Source organism: Nocardiopsis sp. CNR-923 (assembly GCF_001942255.1).
Taxonomy (GTDB): Bacteria; Actinomycetota; Actinomycetes; order Streptosporangiales; family Streptosporangiaceae; genus Nocardiopsis.
Window position 1 is genome coordinate 24,420 of the sequence record NZ_MKKC01000081.1, and the last position, 18,559, is coordinate 42,978.

Annotated in this window: 16 protein-coding genes; 14 read left to right on the top strand and 2 right to left on the bottom strand. The window is 70.3% G+C overall.

Annotated elements, in window-relative coordinates; translation table 11 throughout:
• Positions 1-5: 5 nt before the first annotated feature.
• Positions 6-614 (bottom strand): hypothetical protein, encoded by a 609-nt coding sequence (locus tag BJF83_RS12550; RefSeq protein ID WP_075926424.1) that lies wholly within the window; start codon positions 612-614, stop codon positions 6-8.
• Positions 615-1,110: 496 nt separating this feature from the next.
• Here BJF83_RS12550 and BJF83_RS12555 point away from each other — a divergent pair, with 496 nt between their 5' ends.
• The 14 genes from BJF83_RS12555 (at position 1,111) to BJF83_RS12620 (ending at position 16,647) form a co-directional block, all read left to right on the top strand.
• Complete coding sequence (locus BJF83_RS12555; RefSeq protein WP_262391498.1) at positions 1,111-1,644, top strand: hypothetical protein; 534 nt, start codon at positions 1,111-1,113, stop codon at positions 1,642-1,644.
• Between the two features lie 16 nt (positions 1,645-1,660).
• On the top strand, positions 1,661-1,999 hold the full coding sequence (locus BJF83_RS12560) for a hypothetical protein (protein ID WP_075926425.1): 339 nt from the start codon (positions 1,661-1,663) through the stop codon (positions 1,997-1,999).
• Entirely contained in the window at positions 1,996-2,340 is a 345-nt protein-coding gene (locus BJF83_RS12565) for a hypothetical protein (RefSeq protein WP_075926426.1), read from the top strand. Before BJF83_RS12560 ends, BJF83_RS12565 begins: the two co-directional genes overlap by 4 nt.
• Positions 2,341-2,372: 32 nt before the next feature.
• Entirely contained in the window at positions 2,373-3,395 is a 1,023-nt protein-coding gene (locus BJF83_RS29035; protein ID WP_262391499.1) for a TrbC/VirB2 family protein, read from the top strand.
• On the top strand, positions 3,325-5,019 hold the full coding sequence (locus tag BJF83_RS12575; RefSeq protein WP_083678511.1) for a hypothetical protein: 1,695 nt from the start codon (positions 3,325-3,327) through the stop codon (positions 5,017-5,019). The genes BJF83_RS29035 and BJF83_RS12575 overlap by 71 nt, the downstream gene beginning before the upstream one ends.
• The gene (locus BJF83_RS12580; RefSeq protein WP_075926427.1) at positions 4,917-6,386 is read left to right on the top strand and encodes an SCO6880 family protein; all 1,470 of its coding nucleotides are present in this window, start codon (positions 4,917-4,919) and stop codon (positions 6,384-6,386) included. Before BJF83_RS12575 ends, BJF83_RS12580 begins: the two co-directional genes overlap by 103 nt.
• A 12-nt stretch (positions 6,387-6,398) precedes the next feature.
• Positions 6,399-7,949 (top strand): hypothetical protein, encoded by a 1,551-nt coding sequence (locus BJF83_RS12585; RefSeq protein WP_075926428.1) that lies wholly within the window; start codon positions 6,399-6,401, stop codon positions 7,947-7,949.
• Positions 7,950-7,953: 4 nt separating this feature from the next.
• Positions 7,954-9,771 (top strand): type IV secretory system conjugative DNA transfer family protein, encoded by a 1,818-nt coding sequence (locus BJF83_RS12590; protein ID WP_075926429.1) that lies wholly within the window; start codon positions 7,954-7,956, stop codon positions 9,769-9,771.
• A 1,111-nt stretch (positions 9,772-10,882) separates the two neighbouring features.
• The gene (locus BJF83_RS12595; RefSeq protein WP_075926430.1) at positions 10,883-12,001 is read left to right on the top strand and encodes a hypothetical protein; all 1,119 of its coding nucleotides are present in this window, start codon (positions 10,883-10,885) and stop codon (positions 11,999-12,001) included.
• Positions 12,002-12,034: 33 nt separating this feature from the next.
• Positions 12,035-13,633, top strand: coding sequence for a hypothetical protein (locus tag BJF83_RS12600; protein WP_143831864.1), 1,599 nt, complete (start codon positions 12,035-12,037; stop codon positions 13,631-13,633).
• A 56-nt stretch (positions 13,634-13,689) separates the two neighbouring features.
• A complete protein-coding gene (locus tag BJF83_RS12605; RefSeq protein ID WP_075926432.1) occupies positions 13,690-14,220 on the top strand; it encodes a DUF4913 domain-containing protein in 531 nt (176 codons plus the stop codon).
• Positions 14,221-14,882: 662 nt separating this feature from the next.
• The gene (locus tag BJF83_RS12610) at positions 14,883-15,284 is read left to right on the top strand and encodes a hypothetical protein (RefSeq protein ID WP_075926433.1); all 402 of its coding nucleotides are present in this window, start codon (positions 14,883-14,885) and stop codon (positions 15,282-15,284) included.
• Positions 15,285-15,720: 436 nt separating this feature from the next.
• Positions 15,721-16,131 carry a hypothetical protein gene (locus BJF83_RS12615; protein WP_075926434.1) on the top strand — a complete coding sequence of 137 codons (411 nt, stop codon included), beginning with the start codon at positions 15,721-15,723 and terminating at the stop codon, positions 16,129-16,131.
• 21 nt (positions 16,132-16,152) lie between these two features.
• Positions 16,153-16,647, top strand: a complete 495-nt coding sequence (locus BJF83_RS12620; protein WP_075926435.1) for a hypothetical protein — start codon at positions 16,153-16,155, stop codon at positions 16,645-16,647.
• Positions 16,648-16,753: 106 nt separating this feature from the next.
• Here the strand turns inward: BJF83_RS12620 and BJF83_RS12625 are convergent, their stop codons facing one another.
• On the bottom strand, positions 16,754-18,217 hold the full coding sequence (locus tag BJF83_RS12625) for a sodium:alanine symporter family protein (protein ID WP_075926436.1): 1,464 nt from the start codon (positions 18,215-18,217) through the stop codon (positions 16,754-16,756).
• Positions 18,218-18,559 lie beyond the last annotated feature (342 nt).

Sequence of the window (18,559 nt, forward strand, 5' to 3'; positions counted from 1 at the left end):
GCCGCTCACGCGGCCTCACCGTCGTTCCCGATGGCGGCGTCCTGGAAGGCGTAGACGGTCCAACCGCCGTCCTCGGGCACCGTGGTGACCGCGTAGGAGACGGGGTCGTTCCCGCCGTCGTCCCCCGTGTCGGTCAGGAACCGCACCCGCACTTCGTAGATGACCGATCCGGCGCCGATGTTGCGGATCCCCGTGACCTCAGCCGATGTGCTGGTCCGCTGCGGGTCCCGGTCGACGGCACTGTTCGGGGTGGTGAGGACGAGGTTCTCCACGGTGCCGAAGAACTCCTCGGAGAGCATCGGTGAGAGGCGGTCCAGCCGCTCCTGGGCGGACTCGTCGGGGACGACCTCGTGGTAGGCCGCCATAAAGTCCCGTGCGACCTCGGCCCCGGTCGCGAGTTCGGCCTCCGAGTAGGGCAGCAGGGACATGACGTCGTCGACGCTGCCGCCGCCGGCGCCGAGGGCCTCGGGGGCCGCGGTCCCGGGTTCGGACGCCGGCCCGTCGTCCGAACCCGGCAGAAGCTGGAAGCCCAGGAAGACCAGGGCGACGACCAGGACCGCGACGATCCCGAACACGATCGTCTTCTCCCGGGAACCCCCGCCGAAGTCGCTCATGCCGGACCCACCACTCTGATCATGGGCACCCACTCGTCGAGAATGCGGACACGAACGCACCATCCGTACCTGCGAAGAATCCGAAATGCAAGCGGCCTGGGAATCCGAAACCGTGACGATGAGCGATCATTCTTAACGGTTTGATCAAAGGTGCGCGAGCACCGTTCACCCGACGGGCGGGAACCGGCAGGCTCGGCCGGAAGGTTCCACGGCGTTGACCACGACTCATCACTGAACAGAGTCGAACGGACCCCTTCAGTTCGCGAATGAGAACGTGATTTATTCGCTTTCTTTCTCGCCTTCGAGCACCTTCCGCCACGCAAAGTAATCGTGACGCCGAGGGCCACTTGATCCTCTTCCGCTCGGGCCGGTATATATTGCCTGCCGTCCGGTCCCGGACCCGGCCTCACGGTACTGCTGGCATCAACGTGTCCGCGAGGTCCCCGCGTCGACCCGACCGGGGACGACACGTGCACGACGCGGACGGGGGGAGCCCATGGCGAGGCGTGGAACCGACAGCGCCGCGGCGCGGGAGCCGCTGGGCGGGGCGCTTCCGGGCTGGGCCAGGGAGATGGTCGTGCTCGGCTGCCACGGCGGGGCCGCCACCACCACGCTGCGGGTCCTGCTGAACACGCCCTGGGAGCTCGGCGCGTACACGGCCGAGCGCGGAGAGATCGACACCTTCGGTCGCCCCTTGGTCCTGACCTGCCGAAACAGCGTCGCCTCGACGGCACGGGCGGCGGACGTCCTCAACGTCCTCGAACGAAACGGCGTGCGTCCCGCGGCCCTGGCGGTCGTGGCGGACGGCGCCGGACCAGAACCCTCGGAGTCCGCCGCGCGTCTGGGACTGGTACGGGACAGGGTGGGGCGCCTCGTGCGGTTCCCCTTCGTCCCGTCGCTGCGCTACGTGGACGCCGCCGACGCGGACCGGGTGAAACTACCGTCCAGGGCCCGCCGGGCCCTGGACCAGATCAGGAACGCCTGCCACGCGGCGGCCGCGCAGACCCTGGCACGACAGGGTACGGGGTGAGGAGAACGGGAAACGTATGGACACCTTCCTTCAGGCGAGTGACCTGGTCAACACCGCGGCCATGCTCCCCGCTGAAAGCTTCGACTGGGACAACAGCCCCGAGCTGCCCGACTTCAACGGGAGCGCCAACCCCATCGAGCAGGTGATCAACTGGGGCCAGGGCGTCATCGTCGTCATCGGGATCATCGGCATCCTCTTCGCCGCGGGCAAGATGGCGATCGGCAAGTTCGGCCGGTCCGACCTCGCCGCGGACGGCGTCGGCGGACTGGTGTGGACGGTCATGGGCATCTCCCTGATGCTCGTCGCCATCCCGGTCATCCGGACGGTCGCCGATGTCCTGGGCGGCGGCGGATGACACTGGTCGGGCTCCTGCCCCTGCTCGCCGACACCGTCCACCTGAGCGCGGCGCTCCCCGCCGATGTGCGGTGGGACCCGGAGCCGAAACTGCCGGCGTGGGGCAACGGAAGCGGCCAGTCGGACGACGACCCGATCGCGCGATTCATCAACCTGGCCCAGGGGGTGGTCGTCGTCCTCGGGGTGATCGGCATCCTCTACTCGGCGGGGAAGATGGCGGTCGGAAAGCTCGGCCGGTCCGAGATGGCCGCGGACGGGGTCGGCGGCGTGGTGTGGACCATCATGGGGGTCTCCCTCATGCTGGTCGCCGTTTCCGTGGTCACCACGCTCGCCGGGGTCTGAACGGGCGGGAAACGACCGGCAAGGGGGACACGGTGTCATCAGAACTGGCGGAGGGGTCCGCACACGCCTCGCTCGCCCTACCGAGCTTGGAGACCAGCGGCAACGATCTGCTGGGCTACGTGGCCGGTGTGGGCGTGATCCTGGGCGTCCTCGCGCTGATCATCGTCGGCGGACGCATGATCCACGCCAACTTCACCGGCGACCCCTGGATCGCCGCACGCGGCATGGCGGACCTGCCCTACGTCGTCCTCGCCGTCGTCCTCATCATCGGATCCGGCAGCCTGACCGCCATGCTCTTCCAGGGCTCCCTCCACAACCCCTCCGAAGACGTCTCCACCAGCATCCAGGAACTCGTCCAAAGCCAGGCCCAGGAGGAACGGGAATCAACCGGGTGCGGCCAACGCGCTCTCCGAACCGACAACGGCAACTACATCTGCCCCGACGACGACGGGTACGAACAACTCAACCACACCGTCGCGCTCTCGGGGCCGAACGACCCGCGCTGCACGTACGACGGCGCGGAGGACTGCTACGACTTCTGTTACGAGCCGAGTTTCGGAGAATTCGCGAACGGCTTCAAGGCGTCCCCATGCACACCAGACAACCTTGATCTGATGGAACCCGCCAACTGGCCCTGGGAAAAGTATCACTGCCCCAACCTTCCCGAATCCTGGTGGGAAAGAAGCGCAGCCTGCAAGGATCACCCGCTGGATGACGCCGGAGAAATTCCGGATTATTACCCAACAGAATTGCCGCATACCAGAATGCAGAGATACTACGCCTGCACCCAATATCCGAACTGGGTACAGGGCAATCAGCGCGAAAAAAAAGGTGCCTGCCCACTTCTGTCCGGACCAACTGGACGACTAGCGAGGGTTTCAGACAGGGAACGAAAGCCAGACCAGGAACAGAGGGGTGGAGCGGGTGGATGGGGAGCGCATCAACGGCTGGGTGACGGAGAGCCTCCAAGGCATCATCGAGCGCATGTTCGATCTCCTGATCGACAGCGAACTCAGCAGTCCCATCTACAACGCGGACCGCCGGGGAACGGGTAACCCCAACCTCCAGATCGACCAGGGCATCCTGCAACTCCAGGACGTCTTCAATCCACTGGTCCTGTTCCTCGCGACCCTGGGCATCCTGCTGGCGGCCGTCCGCATGCTGTGGACCCGGCGGCTCGACCCGATGTTGGACATGATCCGCGGCCTGCTGACGGTCATCGTCGTCACGTTCGGCGGGCTCTTCCTCATCTACGCTCTGAGGAACTTCAGCGGCGCGCTCACCTGGATGGTTCTCAAGACCGGCACGTACGGGGACCAGGACACCTTCCTCGAATCCGCGAAGGAGGTCTACCCGAGCATCGTCCGCGTGGGCGCCAGCGGCATCGACCTCGGTTTCGGGACCAACGAGGTCGCGGAGGGGGCTCTGGGCTCCCTGGTCGGGCTCGCGTTGATCCTCGGGCTGAACGCGCAGTTGATCGTCCTCGCCATGCTGGACTCCATCGTCTACCTCATCGCCTGCCTCCTGCCGCTGGCCGCGGCCAGCGCGATGATCCCGGGACTGAAGCTCCTGTCCAAGGTCATCGGCTGGTTGTTCGCCTGCTTCCTCTACAAACCCCTCCTGCTGATGATCTACCTGGTCGGGCTGGTCATCCTCGCCAACGCGAACGGCGACGAGGACGATCTTCGCAGATACCTCCTCGGGGCGGCGATCATGCTGCTGGCCACCGGCGCGCTGCCCGTGCTGATGAAACTCATGAGCTCTAGCAGTGTCTGGATGCTGGCCATCGCGGCGGGCGGGGTCAACGCCCTCACCAGCGGCGGGGGTGGCGGCGGAAGCGGAAGCGGCGGTGGCGCAGGCGGCGGCACGGGCGGCGGCACCAACGCCGACCCGGCCAGCGCCATGAACAACGCCGCCAACCCCAGTGGCGGAACGGGCGGAGCCCAGGCCGCCGCGGCCGGGGCCAACGAACGCGCCGCCGGCGTCGCGCGCAACCTCGACGAGGGCGGTCCCGGAACAGGCGGCGACGGAACAGGCGGTCCCGAAGCAGGCGGCGACGGGTCCGTGATGGCCGCGAGCGCGTCCGACACGGGATCGGGGGCCGCGGCGACCGCGGCCCTGGGCACGCAGAACGGCCAGCTCTCCGCCCTGGGCGGGACGGGCGGCGCGGACAGCGCCGCCACCGGAGGCGTCAACGGCTCCGGGGACGGGGGCGCCGGAACCGGCGACGCGGGTCCCGGTGCCGCCGAGGGCGCCATGGTCGGGGCCGACGGCGGCGGCGCGGGCACGGCGGCCTCCGGCGCGACCGAGTCCGTCAGCTCGACGGTCAGCGGCTCGGAGCAGTCGTACAGCCAGACGGTCGCGTCCGGCGCGGACGGCGCGGACACCCCGGGCGGGGGCGCCCCGCCTCGGGCGGCGACGCCCCCGGCGGCGCGGCGCCAGGCGCGGACGCGCCGGGCGGCGCGTCCCTGGTGGCGGACGGGGGAGGTTCCATCTCCGGCGGAGGCGGATCGGCGCCCCCGGAGGGAGCGGGACCGGGATCGCTCGCCGACGGAGCAGACGGAAGGATGGTCTAGGTGGTTCGCACGTACGGAGGGTGGCGCCGCCGACGCAGCATCGGGCTGTTCGGGCTGGGGCTCAACGCCACCCTGTTCCTGCTCGGCGGCCTGGTCCTGCTGATGCTGTCCGGCATGTTCGCGCCCAGGCTCGCCCTCTACCTGCTGCCGATCCTGACCGTGGCCCTGCTGTTCGCGGCGGTGCCCGTGCGCGGCGAGTCGCTGCTGGCCTTCCTCCTGGCGCGGCTGCGGTGGTGGTGGGCCAAGGTCCTCGGGCACACCCGCTACCGGGCGGGGGTCATGGTGGAGCACCCGCGCGCCTTCCAACTGCCCGGTATCCTCGCGCCCGTCGCCCTCCTCTCCTGCGAGGACGGCAGGGGCGGCCGGTTCGGACTGGCCTGGAACCGCCGTCTGGGGCACATGACCGCGACGGTCCTGGTCTCGTCGAACTCCGTGTGGCTGGCGGAATCCTCCGACGTCGACACCTGGGTGGCCAACTGGCACCAGTGGCTGGCCTCCCTCGGGTACATGCCCTGGGTCCAGTGGGTCACGGTGACCGTCGAGTCCCGGCCGGCCCCCGGCAGCGCCCTGCGCGGCAGTGTCGAGGCGGACATCGACCCGCAGTCCCCCGCGGCGGCCAGGAAGATCATGCGCGACCTGGTCGTCAACTCCCCCACGATCAGCGCCCAGGTCGAGACCCGGGTCAGCCTCACCTTCGATCCGCGCAAGTTCCCCGTGGCCCCCAGGGACCGCATGCAGGCGGCCGTGGAGATCAGCGGCTACCTCAACCAGATCGAGACCAGCCTCGCCAGCACCGGCGTGTCGGTGCTGGGCCGGGCCACCCCGGAACAGCTCGTCGCGATGGTGCGCACCGCCTACGACCCGACGGTCGTCAACGACCTGAGCTCCATGCTGCACGACAAGCCCCAGGACATCGGGACGCTGGACTGGACCGACGCCACCCCCGTCGAGGCCGAGGTGCACCACGACCGCTACACCCACGACAGCGGGACCAGCGTCTCCTGGATCTGGCAGGAGGCGCCGCGCACGCACGTCACCAGCACCGTGCTGGCCGAGCTGCTCTCCCCCACCCGCTGGGTCAAGCGGACCACCCTGCTGTTCCGGCCCTGGCCCGCGGCGGCCGCCGCACGCGCCCTGGAGCAGCAGAACGCCGCGGCCCAGTACAAGAGCGAACTGTCCGCCCGCGTGCGGCACCGGGTGAGCGCCCGTGACAGGCAGGACCTCGCCTACGCGCGCCAGGCGGCGCAGGAGGAGACGCGCGGCGCGGGACTCGTGCAGGTGAGCCTGTACACCACCGCGACCGTGGACGACGAGGAGAGGCTGAAGCAGGCGGTCGCGCACACGGAGTCGGCGGCGGAGACGTCGCGCATCCGGTTGCGCCGGGCCTGGGGCAGCCAGGACGTGGCCTTCGCCACGACACTGCCGCTCGGGGTGTGCCCGCCCTTCCTCATCCAGCGCGGCATGGGTTAGGGAGGAGCGACCATGGCGATCATCGACCGGCAGAGCCGGCGGGAGGAACGCCGCCTGCAGAGGGCGGAGCGCAAGCGCCTCAAGCAGAAGGAGGCGCGCAGGGCCCAGGCGAGCCAGCCCGACCGTTCCACGGAGCGGGACCGCGAGGTCATCGCGCCCCTGCTCGGATGGAAGCACCGGGGCGGCGGCGCCTCGCCGAACATCCCCAACGCGGTCGAGTACCAGGCCACCACCGCCCAGGCGTGCGGCCTGTTCCCGTTCGTCACCAGCAGCAAGCCGCCCTCGGTCGGCACGCCGATCGGGCGCGACCTCCTGTCCGGGGAGGCCGTCTGCCTCGACCCCATGGCCTGGCTGCGCGCCGGGCTCATCACCAACCCCGGCTGCTTCGTCCTGGGCCAGCCGGGAACGGGGAAGTCGACGTTCGTCAAGCGGCTGGTGACCGGAGCGGTCTCCTTCGGCTCCCAGGCGATCATCCTGGGCGACACCAAACCGGACTACACCGACCTGATCCAGCACCTGGGCGGCCAGGTGATCCGGATCGGGCGGGGCCTGGACCGGATCAACCCGCTGGACGCGGGCCCGCTGGGCTCGGTGATGGAACGCCTCTCCGAAGTGGAGCGGGAGAAGCTGCGCTGGGAGGTCCGTTCCCGGCGGATCTCGCTGCTGATGGCCCTGTGCACCCTGGTCCGCGAGGACCGGATCAGCAACTCCGAGGAGGTCGTGCTCGGCGCCGCGGTGGACCTCCTGGACGAGCGGCTGTCCGGGAGGCAGCCGACGGTCGTCGACGTGCTCCGCGTCGTGGAGGAGGGCCCCGAGTCCCTGCGGTCGTTCGCCAGAGCGAACGACCGGAGCCAGTACGACAAGCGCGTGGACGACCTCGTGTTCACCCTGCGTCTGCTGTGCACCGGCTCCCTGGCGGGGGTCTTCGACGCCGAGACCACCAGGCCACTCGACATGGAGGCGCCGGGGATCAGCGTCGACATCTCCCGGGTGGGGGCCGCCGGGGACAAGCTGCTGACCGCCGCGATGCTGTGCACGTGGAGCTACGGGTTCGGCATGGTCGACGCGGCGGCCGTCCTGTCCCAACTCGGCCTCATCCGCCGCCGGTCCTACATCGGCGTGATGGACGAGCTGTGGCGGGCCCTGCGCGGCGCCCCCGGGCTGGTGGAGTTCGCCGACTCCCTCACCCGGCTCAACCGCTCCAAGGGGATGGCGTCGATCATGGTGACGCACTCGCTCAACGACCTTGAGGCGCTGGCGACCGAGGAGGACCGGGCCAAGGCGCGGGGGTTCGTCGACCGCTCGGCGATCACCGTGCTGGCCGGGCTGCCGCCGCGCGAACTCGCCGCCGTCAACCGCATCACCCCGATGACCGGCCCCGAACAGGGCCTGGTGGCGTCGTGGTCGTCGCCGGACTCCTGGCAGCCCGGTGCGCGCCACCCGGGACGCGGCAAGTACCTGATCAAGACGGGCGCCGAGCGGCTCGGGATCCCGGTGCAGATGACGCTGACGAGCGACGAACTCCGCCTGTACGACACCGACCAGGCGATCCGGGGAGAGTGAGACCATGGCCCGCGAGAAGGAGAAGTACCAGGTCCGCGGTGGCGCCGCCGCGGCGGGCGCGCCCCCGCTGCTCATCCTGCTGGCCCTGTGGGGCACGGTGGGCCTGTTCTTCCTGTTCTGGCTGTCGGCCTGGCTGGTGGCGGCGCTCGCCGGGGGCGCAGTCGGCCCGTTCGGCGGCATGTGGGTGGTCGCGCTGCTCACCTGGGACACCGACGCGGCCTGGCCCGGCACGCCCAGCGCCGCGGTCGTCGCGGTGTTCGCGGTCCTGGCCACGGCGGCGGTCACCGGTACGTGGCTGTTCCTGCGGTGGTTGAGGAACACGCTGTACGGGCAGCCCGACGCGGTCACCGCGCTCAACAAGGGCAACGACACGGTCGCCGAACTGGCCCGCCCCGAGGCCGCCGACAAGGCGGTGCGGCTGCGCAAGCACTCGCTGCGCGGCATGCGGGGCAAGGGCCTGCCGGAGGCCCAGGTCGGACTCGTCCTCGGCGACATGAAGAGCCCGACGGGCAGGGGGGCGGGGCCGCGCCTGTTCGCGTCCTGGGAGGACACGGTCCTCGCCTACATGGCTCCCCGCGCGGGAAAGACCACCGCGATGGCCATCCCCTACGTGCTGGACGCCCCCGGTCCGGCGCTCGCCACCAGCAACAAGGGCGACGTCTGGGCGGCCACGGCGAAGATCCGCGAGCGGACGACGGGCGAGCGGGTCTGGCTGTTCGACCCCCAGCACATCACCCACCAGGGCCAGGAGCTGTGGTGGAACCCGCTGGCCAACGTCCGCAGCGTGGAGGACGCCTACCGCCTCGCCGGGCACTTCGTGCTCACCATCGACGACGACTCCAAGAAGGACATGTGGGGTCCGGCGGCTCGGGCGCTGCTCTCCCAACTCATGCTCGCCGCCGCCCTGGGGCGGGAGAACCTGGCCAAGGTCGGGGAGTGGCTGCACGACACCAAGCTGCCGCAGCCGGTGGACCTGCTCTTCGACCACGGATTCACCGCCTACGCCGAGGCGCTGCGCGAGACCCAGAACATCGTCGCCGAGACCCGCGACGGCATCTACACCACCGCCCGCACCGCCGCCCGGTGTCTGGACGACCCGGCGATCATGGAGTGGGTGACGCAGCCGAGGGACGGCACGGTGGCGGAGTTCGACCCGCGCGACTTCGTCACCACCAGGCAGACGCTGCACCTGCTCAGCAAGTCACGCGCCGCCTCCGCGCCGCTGATCGCCGCCCTGACCGACGCGATCTTCCTCGCTGGCGAGGAGACCTCCGAGGGGCAGGGCGGCAGGCTCGACCCGCCGCTGGTGGCCGTGCTGGACGAGGCCGCCAACATCTGCAAGATCGCCGACCTGCCCGACATGTACTCCCACCTGGGGTCGCGCGGAATCGTCCCGGTCACCATCCTCCAGAGCTACCGCCAGGGGGTGCGGGTGTGGACCGAGAACGGCATGGAGGCCATGTGGTCGGCCGCGACCGTCAAGGTGTTCGGCGCCGGGCTCGACGACCACAAGATCGTGGACGCGCTGTCCAAGCTGATCGGCCAGCACGACGTGTCCACGTCGTCGTTCAGTTTCGGTGAGAACAAGGGCAACTTCTCGGTGCAGCTGAGGCGCCAGGAGATCATGCAGGGCGCCGACATCCGCCAGATCGACAAGGGCGAGTGCCTGCTCTTCGCCACGGCGGCCAAGCCCACGCTGCTGCGGATGCGTCCCTGGTACAGGACCCCGAAGGCCAAGCTCATCGGTGCCGCGATCAAGGAGGCGGAGGAACAGATCACCGTCGGGGCGCGCACACGCTACGACGCGCCCGCCCGTACGTGAGGCACGACCGCTGACACCCGGACCGACCGGCGAGGAGGACGCCCATGGACGAGCCGAAGGAAGACAGGTGGGGAAGGCTCGCGCGAGGTGTCGCGGGCCCGTTTCGACTCGTCCGGGCCCGTTGGCGAGTCAAGACGCGGATCCTCGACCTGGAGAACGAGCGAGCAGCGGCGGGTGACCTGCTGGAGCTCTTCAAGCGGTCCAACCTTCCGCGCCCGGGGTTGAACTCGGTCAACCGGCAAGCCTACGAAACACAGGTCAAGAAGATCACCGCCGCGCACGGTAGTTACGTGGGCGTCCTCAGCGGGCGCATCGCGGACCTCACCGGAGTTCTGCGAGGAGCTGAGTCGGATAGGACAGCATGGGAGAGAGCGCTGACGCTTACCGAGGCCCTCCGCACGGACGACGAACAGGTCCAACGAACGGTCCCGGCCCGCGACGACTTCACCACGTCCCAGTCACGTGCCTATGCAGACTTGGCGCCCCCCACCCCCCGGCCACCGGCAAGCCACGACGCGGCGACACCAGCGGGCCCTCCTCCGAAACCAGCGGGCCTTCCTCAGAATCCGATCGCTGTCCTCCGTGACAACGGACCACCACGCAAGAGACCAAACGAATGGAATCCAACGACAACGAACCCGCGAAGAGGGCCTGCTCCGCCTAAACGGGGCAGGGGGCCGCGGTAGCGGTGTGGGACGACATGGTCGGGAGTCCACGATCCGCACCGAACCCACCCTCGCGCACTGGCTCTGAGGAAGTCGCCTCGGCGAGAACCAGCCTCCCGCCCCGAGTGTAGGACGCGCCGCGCATGCACCGGGGGACGGGTACCGACGCGGGCAGGGCCCGCGATCACGACGAAGCGGATTACCGCAGACGAATGACAGCTGTCGGCGCTCGTCCGACCTGACCGGCAGGGAGTACATCCATGGCCACCGCTCCGAGCACCGCTACTCCGCCAGCCCCGCAAGTCGGGGAACAATATGCGGAACCCGCCCCCACCCGCCCCGCTGACAACACCAACGCCGTCGTCGCGCACAGGGACGGATCATTGAGCGGCGGAGGTACGTCCCAGGGCGGGACGGGGAACTACGCAGCGGATACCGAGAACGCGATGCGCGATATCAGGGCGATCACTGGGAAGGTACTGGACTTTCTGTCGGGCCTCACCGTGATGGCCGCCAACGCGCTGACGAACTGGGTCAATCGGCTGATCGTGCGTCCCTTTCTCCGCCGTCTCATCAGACGCAGTCCCCGTTTCCGGGCCAGGTTGCGTGCCAGGAGAGCGGAGCGCGGGCAGGCGCGCGCGGACGTGGCCCGTGATCGGGCCGTGGAACGCGCCGGAGCGTACCTGCAACACGCCAGGGATCAACGCGCGTTGATCATCGCCCGGGTTCACACCCGTGTCAGGGGCGAGGTGGCGGCCGCGAAACGCCAACGGGATGAACGGATCGCGGCAGTGAAGGCGCAGGGTGGTCGCTTGGTCGCGCAGGCGATACGGACCGGACGCAAGGGTGTCCAGCAGGCCGAAGCGCAGAAGATGGCCTTGATGAAGGCGGCGAAGGGTAAGGGACCGGCAGCTGAGCACAGGGCGAAGGCCGAAGGGGAGCGCACGGTGCGCAAGGCCAAGCTCGACAGCGCACGGCGTGAGCGGCTGGCGACGCAGCGAGCCGACCGGATCATATCCAACGTGCGCAGGACCGAGAACGCGAATGTCCAGGCGACCATCCGCAGGGGTACGACGGATCTCAGGAGCGTGGCGCGCCAGACCGACATGTTGTTGCGTACGGCCCAGGACCGGCACGACCGCGCGGTCGATGCCGCGAACGCGGCTCATGCTGCCTATACCGACCAGATCTCAGAACGCGTACGGGTTCTGAGGGCGCTCGCCAGGGACCGGCGAATGCCAAAGGCGTACGTGAAGGAAGCTCTGCGATGGAACGCGCAGACGGCCAGGGGACAACGGCAGCAGTTTGCCGGGGAGATCGCCGCCGCCGATCCCACGAGCCAGAACCTGCCCGGCGCCTCGTCCTCGCTCGGGGGAGCCACTCAGAACGCTCAGGTGGGCAGAGCGCATGTCCAGCGGGCGCCCAACGGTCCAACCCGCCTGCACGGACCTGGCTTCCCACCCCGGCAGCGCGGGGGACGCACAGCGCCCCCCGTATCCACGGACCGGCACCTTCGGGGTCAGCAGCTCGCCCCGCAGGGCACGAGGCGTGGTCTGCGGCCGTGAGTCCGCGCACGTGGGGAGGAGATGGAGTGGTCCATGAGTGAGAACCGGCCAGCGGGCAACCCGCGCATCTATGAGGAAGAACGCGCGCGGCAGCTTGTCGCCGCACGGTGGGCCGCACTCCAGAAGGCCATCGGCTCCGGTGAGGGTGGTGGCGGCGGTGGGAACAAGGAGATCGCCGAGGCCCTGCTCCTCACGACCCTGGGCGCCACCGTCGTCCGCGGCCGCCTCAGCAGCGCCGGCTACCTCAGGAGAGCCGCCGTCGAGGGTGCCCTCCGCAAGAGGAGCGCACGGAGCAGGGGCGAGGGCTTCTTCGGGGAGGCGGAGACCCCGTTCTCACCCGACATCTCCATGGCGGGGCTCAGCCTCGCGCGCCAGGCCGACCCGAGCCTGGTCGCCCGGAAGCTGGGCCTCGACGCCGACCGGGTCCGCGAGGTGCAGCGGAACCTCCGTATCCAGGACATGGACGCGGTGCTGCGCGGCGACTACCACCGCGGGGTCATCGAGCAGGCGGCCCGCGTCAACGTGTGGCGGCAGGGGCCGGACCCGAACACCCCGCCGGAACAGCTCTGGCGGCGCGCGCTTGACGAAGACGTCGACATCAGTTCGATGAAGGACCGCGAGCGCGCACTGATCTGGCTGAGCGCCGCCAACTCCACCGAGCCCGGCGCCCGGGAGGCGCAGGCGAAGGCCTACGACGAACTGCCGATCCAGATGAGGGAGGCGATCGAGCGGCACACGGTCAAGGACATCAACTTCACCGGCGACCCCCATTCGGCGCGCATCGACGCCAACTCCATCATGTCGGCCGCGTCCCCGCAGGCGAACGGCCGCCCGATGGAGACGATGGAGCAGCTCTGGACCCGCTCGATCCCCGCTTTCAAGGACCCCAGGGAGGACCTCGGCAAGCTCCGGGACACCGCCGAGTCGCTGAGCGCCGCGGTCCTGGACGGCAGGGCTCCCGTCAACGCCCTGACCCAGGTGAAGGCCAACCTGATGTACAACAAGGCCCTCCCCGACTTCACCAAGGACTTCGAGGCGGCCAGGCAACGGTCGCAGGCACGTGCCGACAAGGGCTTGGGGAGGCCCTTCTTCCAAGGGGACGGCATTCTCGACGCGCTGGACAAGGCCCGCGGCTTCCCGGTCACCGACCAGCCGCGCGGTCGAGCCGGGTTCATCGCCGCGGGCAACGCGATCAAGGCGCAGCTTCGGGCACACGGCACCGCGAGGACGGCGAATCCGCGCCTGACGATGGACTCCCGGCTCCCAGAGACCATCGGTCAGGTCCACCGGGCACATCGGCTGGGCGGTGCCAGCGGGGTCGTCAGCCCGCACCGTGCCGTGACCGCTCAGTCCGACGTCGGTTACCCGCAGGGCAAGGTTGTGCGCACGAAACACCGCGACGGCGGCGGGGTACGGCTCGGCCGGGTCGAGATCGCCCGGGGCAACCACGAAACCCGTGCTTACGCCGAAGGACATCGGCGCGGTCGGCCCGCTCGGGGCGGCGAATCCGCCGTCGGCCTCCCGAAGAAGAAGCAGCACGCGCGCGTGGCTCTGGCGCGACTGAAGGAACGAGAGACCGACCTCAACCGCACCACGACGACCAGCAAGCCACACCGTGCCGCCGCCCGATGACCCGGCCGAAGGCCCCCACAGCACGACGAAGACCCTGAGAAGAGACGACGCAGGACATGAGCGCTGAGCAGAACCAGCAGGTGAACGGGCAGACGGAACTCCCCGATGACGCGTGGGGGGAGCCCGAGTACGCGGAACGGCTGAGCCCGGGGACTCGGGGCCTCACCACGGAGGCCCCCGACGTCACCGCCGCGGTCGCCGGGGTGGACGGAGGCGACGACGCCGACGCCTTGGAGGACGAACCGGCTCCCGAGCCGGTGTTCAAGAACGTCGAGGAGTTCGTCCGCCTGCGCTTCCTGCCGGTCTACGTCCGTCCCGAGGGCGGCCAGTTCCGCTGGTGCAAGGAGTGGTGGCGGCACGCCGAGGCGGTCTCCCGGTTCCAGGCTCTGTGGCACGCGTGGGAGGTGCTGCGCTGGGAGGCCGGCACCGGCATGGCGGTCTGGTACCGGGACCACCTCGACTTCCAGATGAGCATCCTGCTCGGTGACACCGGACCGTTCCGGGAGTGCACGTCGCGCCGCCACCAGGAACCGCGCCCGCTGCCCGCCGAACCCGCCCCCGAGGGCTGGTTCGAGGACGAGTGGTGATCGCGTAGGAGGGACGTGCCGAAGGGACCGGCGGGGTACCGCTGGTCCCTTTCCCGTGGTTGCCGCTGTTCACCCGGCGGTCGCCGTGTCGATCCCGGCGAAGGATAATCCCGTCCATCCTTCCCGGTAGACATGTCCCGGCCCGCGAACGCGGGAGACGACGGACCGGGAAGGCGCACGGGTGGACCCCCTCCAACTGGCACTGGCGCTCGGCTCCGCCTTCATCAGCGCGACCAGCGTCCTCGTCGCCTCGGTCGCCCTCGGCGCCCGCTGGGAGGGACGCGGCGAGTCGGACCGGCTGCGCGCCGAGGCCAAGGACTACGAGTCGCGGGTCATGCGCAGCCCGCAGGTCTTGGAGGCGGGGTACCTCGAAGCGCTCCTCAAAGCCTACGAGTCCGCGCACAAACCCGTGGCGAAGGACTTGGAGCGGCGCGACCAGCTGGTCACGGCGGCTGAGACACATGCCCGGACACGCGCGAGGAACGTGCAGAAGTACCTGGAGGCTCTGGGGGACGCGCAGCGGATCGTCGAGCTGCTGCGCGCGTACGACCGGCCCCGAGGGGTCCGCGGCGCCTGGCGGGCGCGCGTCGCGGCCTCGCACGATCGGTCGGGCACAAGCGGGCGCCCGGGACCGGACCACGCGGGCGGCGGGGAGCCAGCAGATGACCACGGCCGTCTGGATCGCCGCCGCGGCGGGGCTGCTCGTCATGGCCCGCAAGGTGCTCGACCTCCGCGACACGAGACAGCGCCGGTACCCGCCTCGGGCCCGGGACTCGACCGGTGCGGCGGCGGACCCGCGGCGGGCCCTGAAGCGGGCCGAAGTCCTCGGAGCCTCCACGGGCCACCTGTGGGCGTGGCGCGCCCTGCTGTCCGACACCGCGGCGGAGGCGTCCAGGGTTTCCGCCGGAGACGGACGGCCCGCCGACGAGGCGGAACGGCGACGCGCGTTCGACGATGCCCAGAGGCGGATCCGGTCCGCGCTCACCGGCCTTGACCTGCCTGGTTCCTCCGCTCCTGCCCGGTACGGAAAGACGGCGAGGGGGGCGGACCCGTGGAGTGGCTGATCACGGCCGCGACAGTGCTGGCGTCGGTCCTCAGCACCGCCCTCGTCGTGTTCCGGCGCAGTCTGGGAAAGGCGCTCCAGGGCGGGCGGGACGCGGTGCATCGCGCCCGCGTGGAGAACGAACAGAGCCGGGCCCGAGCCAACGGGCGCCTCGTCGACGCGCAGGTCAGGCTGCCCGGACTGCGCGTCCAGGTCGAGAGCGCCTTCCGTGCGGGGACGCTGCGCCGATTCGCGGCTGGAATCCTGGCGCGGTTCCAGGCGGCGCAAGCCTCCGCCAGCCGGTCGGCGCAGTCCTTCACCGCTGGTGTGCGACAGCACGAAGAACTGCTCCAGTACCTCCGAGGCGTCGGACTGCTCAGTGCTGATCCGGCGACTCTGACTGTCGCGACCGACCGCCTCCCGGCAGCCGCGCGGAGGGACGCGCGAGCCTGGAGGCCGTGCTACGGAGGCTGGCGGAGCACTGGGCCGACTGCGAGACGAGCGGGGTCCTCGACCCGCTGGCCACGCCGCCGCCGATCACCGAACAGGACGTCGCCGCGACCGAGGAGCGCCTCAGCCGACCGGACCGCGTCGACGAGACGGCCATCCGTGGACTCACGGATGCGGCGGCGTTCGGAGGCGACCTGCTCACCCCGCACGTGCGGCGGCTCGACCGGGCCGAGGAGCCGAGCTACGGCGCCGCTCAGGCACGGGGAGCCGGACTCGGCGCGCTCAGGGACGCTCCGACCACCCTGGACGACGCGCTGAGGAGGACGGCGGAGTCGGGGCCGCCGAGGACGCCCCGGCGCATCACCGTCGCGGAGGCCCGTCAGCCACTCGGGCGCGCCTCCGGCCCGAGGAACGCGTGAGACCTGGAGGAGGGATCAATCATGGGCACGTTGAACGCGGGTGACGTCGTCACGCTCCTGGTCGCTGTCGCGGCCGTCGCGGTCTGTGTCTGGGTCGGCGCCGACTCGGTCAGGCGGGTCCGGGGCCACCGGTTCGACCACCCGTCGGTGCTGCTCGGCACGGACGAGCAGGAGGCGGAACAGACGCTGCGGCGCGGTTTCCTGGAGCGCCGGTACGCGCTGGTGGACACGGCCAGCGCCCGGGTGCGCGAGGGCGCCCGCCTCGGCCCGACCACGGCGGCCAGTGCCGCTCTCCCCGACCCGGTGCGGGTCGTGGCGGACCTGGACCGGGACCTGGCGCGGCTGGACTCCGAGGAGAGTTGGCGCGTCGATCAGCTGCGGGCGCGGTTCGACGACCGGCGCAGGCTGGCCGAGCGCCGACGTGCCACCGCCCGGCGGCTGGACGTCGCGTGTGTCGGGGCCGCCGCGCTGGTCGCCGGAGGCTCCGTCGCCGCGGCCGTCGCGGGACTGTTCTGACCGGCCCGGTCCGCCCTCGTCGCACGGGGACGCACCGGGCACGGCTGGGTGTGGCGCCGCTGGGGTAGCGCCACACCCGGGGAAGGGGAACACCGGTCCGGGACGGTCAGACCGTGGTGGTGTTCCCGCGGAAGCGCTCCACGTCCTCCTGCTCCCAGCACTCCACGTTGGTCAGCTCGGGCATGGTGTCCTTGGTGAACACCGGGTCCTTGCCCTGCTTGCGCTGCTTGACGTAGTCGTTGAGCAGGCGGCAGGCGATCGGGGCGAGGAAGGCGAGTGCGGCGAGGTTGACCAGGGCCATGAGCCCCATGGTGGTGTCGGACAGGGTCCAGACGACGCCGCCGGAGCCGATCGCGCCGAGGAAGGTCACCACGATCACCACTGCCCGGAACCCGGTCATGGCCGCGGGGTTGCGGGTCAGGTAGCCGACGTTGGCCTCGCCGTAGAAGGTGTTGCCGAGCACCGAGGTGAACGCCACCAGCAGGATGATCAGGGTGAGCAGGTGCAGCGCCCACGGTCCGAGGTTGGCCTCCAGGGCGTTCTGCGTCAGCGTGGGACCGGCCTCCGCGCCGTAGGTCGGGTTGGACACCAGGATGATGAACGCGGTCGTGGAGCAGACGATGAGGGTGTCGAAGTACACGCCCAGGGTCTGCACGAGGCCCTGCTTGACCGGGTGGCTGACCGCGGCGCTGGCGGCGGCGTTGGGCGCGGAGCCCAGACCGGCCTCGTTGGAGAACATGCCGCGCCGCATGCCCTGGACGATCGCTGTGCCGATGCCGCCCGCCGCGATCTCCCGGAGCCCGAAGGCGTGGGTGACGATCTCGGTCAGCACGGCGGGGATCTGGCCGACGTTCATCGCGACCACCACCAGGCCCATGACGAGGTAGATCCCCGCCATGAACGGAACCAGGAGCGTGGCGGTCTTGGCCACCCGGCGTCCGCCGCCGAAGATGATCACGCCGGTGACGGCGGCGAGGAGCACGCCCACCGCGTAGGGGATCCACGTGGCGGCGTCGCCGCCGGTGGCGGTGGAGACCGTGTTGGACACGGCCGCCGCGATGGTGTTGCTCTGCACGCTCGTGAAGACCAGGCCGAAGGTCACGGTGATGATGATCGCGAAGAGCACGCCCATCCACTTGGACCGGAGGCCGTGTTCCATGTAGTAGGCGGGGCCGCCGTAGTAGCCCTCCTTGCCCCGGGCCTTGTAGAGCTGGGCGAGGGTGGACTCGACGAAGCTGGCGGCGCCGACCAGCAGCGCCATGGCCCACATCCAGAAGATGGCGCCGGGGCCGCCAAGCGCGATCGCGGTGGCCACGCCGGCGATGTTGCCGGTGCCGATGCGGGCGGCGGCGGACACGGCGAAGGCCTGGAAGGCGGAGATGGGTTTGCCGCCGTCGGCCGCCAGACCCGGGTCGCCGCGCATCGCGCGGAACATCTCGGGCAGCAGGCGGAACTGCACGGCGCCGGAGCGCACGGTGAAGTACAGGCTCAGGATGATCAGCAGGGGGATGAGCAGGTACGCCCAGAACACATCGTTGAAGGCGACGATGCCCTCGTTCACGGCATCCACAGGGGGACTTTTCCCTTCGTCGTCGGCGGAGACGGCGTTGTCTCGCTCCGCGACCGATTCATGTCCCGCGGGGGGCAGGGCGGGTGTGCGTGGTCTGATCTGCTTCCGGACACGGGGTGACCGATCCGCCGAGGTCATCGCCGCGAGTCACCTGGAGACCCGTGGGGGTGGTTCGGGCCGCGGACCAGGAAACGGCAAATCCGACGCGAACGCAAGATAGATCACGAGTCGCCATGACCCCCACCACTCCGCCCCTCCGCACGCGATACGGCACGGGAGGGGGCACGGCGGGCCCCGCGGAGGGCGCCGCCACCGCACGGCGAAGGGCGCGGTGAGCGGGTG

Bases quoted from the DNA above. Each gene is read 5' to 3' on its own strand.
- BJF83_RS12550 (WP_075926424.1), bottom strand. From the start codon at position 614: ATGAGCGACTTCGGCGGGGGTTCCCGGGAGAAGACGATCGTGTTCGGG.
- BJF83_RS12555 (WP_262391498.1), top strand. From the start codon at position 1,111: ATGGCGAGGCGTGGAACCGACAGCGCCGCGGCGCGGGAGCCGCTGGGC.
- BJF83_RS12560 (WP_075926425.1), top strand. From the start codon at position 1,661: ATGGACACCTTCCTTCAGGCGAGTGACCTGGTCAACACCGCGGCCATG.
- BJF83_RS12565 (WP_075926426.1), top strand. From the start codon at position 1,996: ATGACACTGGTCGGGCTCCTGCCCCTGCTCGCCGACACCGTCCACCTG.
- BJF83_RS12575 (WP_083678511.1), top strand. From the start codon at position 3,325: ATGTTCGATCTCCTGATCGACAGCGAACTCAGCAGTCCCATCTACAAC.
- BJF83_RS12585 (WP_075926428.1), top strand. From the start codon at position 6,399: ATGGCGATCATCGACCGGCAGAGCCGGCGGGAGGAACGCCGCCTGCAG.
- BJF83_RS12590 (WP_075926429.1), top strand. From the start codon at position 7,954: ATGGCCCGCGAGAAGGAGAAGTACCAGGTCCGCGGTGGCGCCGCCGCG.
- BJF83_RS12595 (WP_075926430.1), top strand. From the start codon at position 10,883: ATGCGCGATATCAGGGCGATCACTGGGAAGGTACTGGACTTTCTGTCG.
- BJF83_RS12600 (WP_143831864.1), top strand. From the start codon at position 12,035: ATGAGTGAGAACCGGCCAGCGGGCAACCCGCGCATCTATGAGGAAGAA.
- BJF83_RS12605 (WP_075926432.1), top strand. From the start codon at position 13,690: ATGAGCGCTGAGCAGAACCAGCAGGTGAACGGGCAGACGGAACTCCCC.
- BJF83_RS12610 (WP_075926433.1), top strand. From the start codon at position 14,883: ATGACCACGGCCGTCTGGATCGCCGCCGCGGCGGGGCTGCTCGTCATG.
- BJF83_RS12620 (WP_075926435.1), top strand. From the start codon at position 16,153: ATGGGCACGTTGAACGCGGGTGACGTCGTCACGCTCCTGGTCGCTGTC.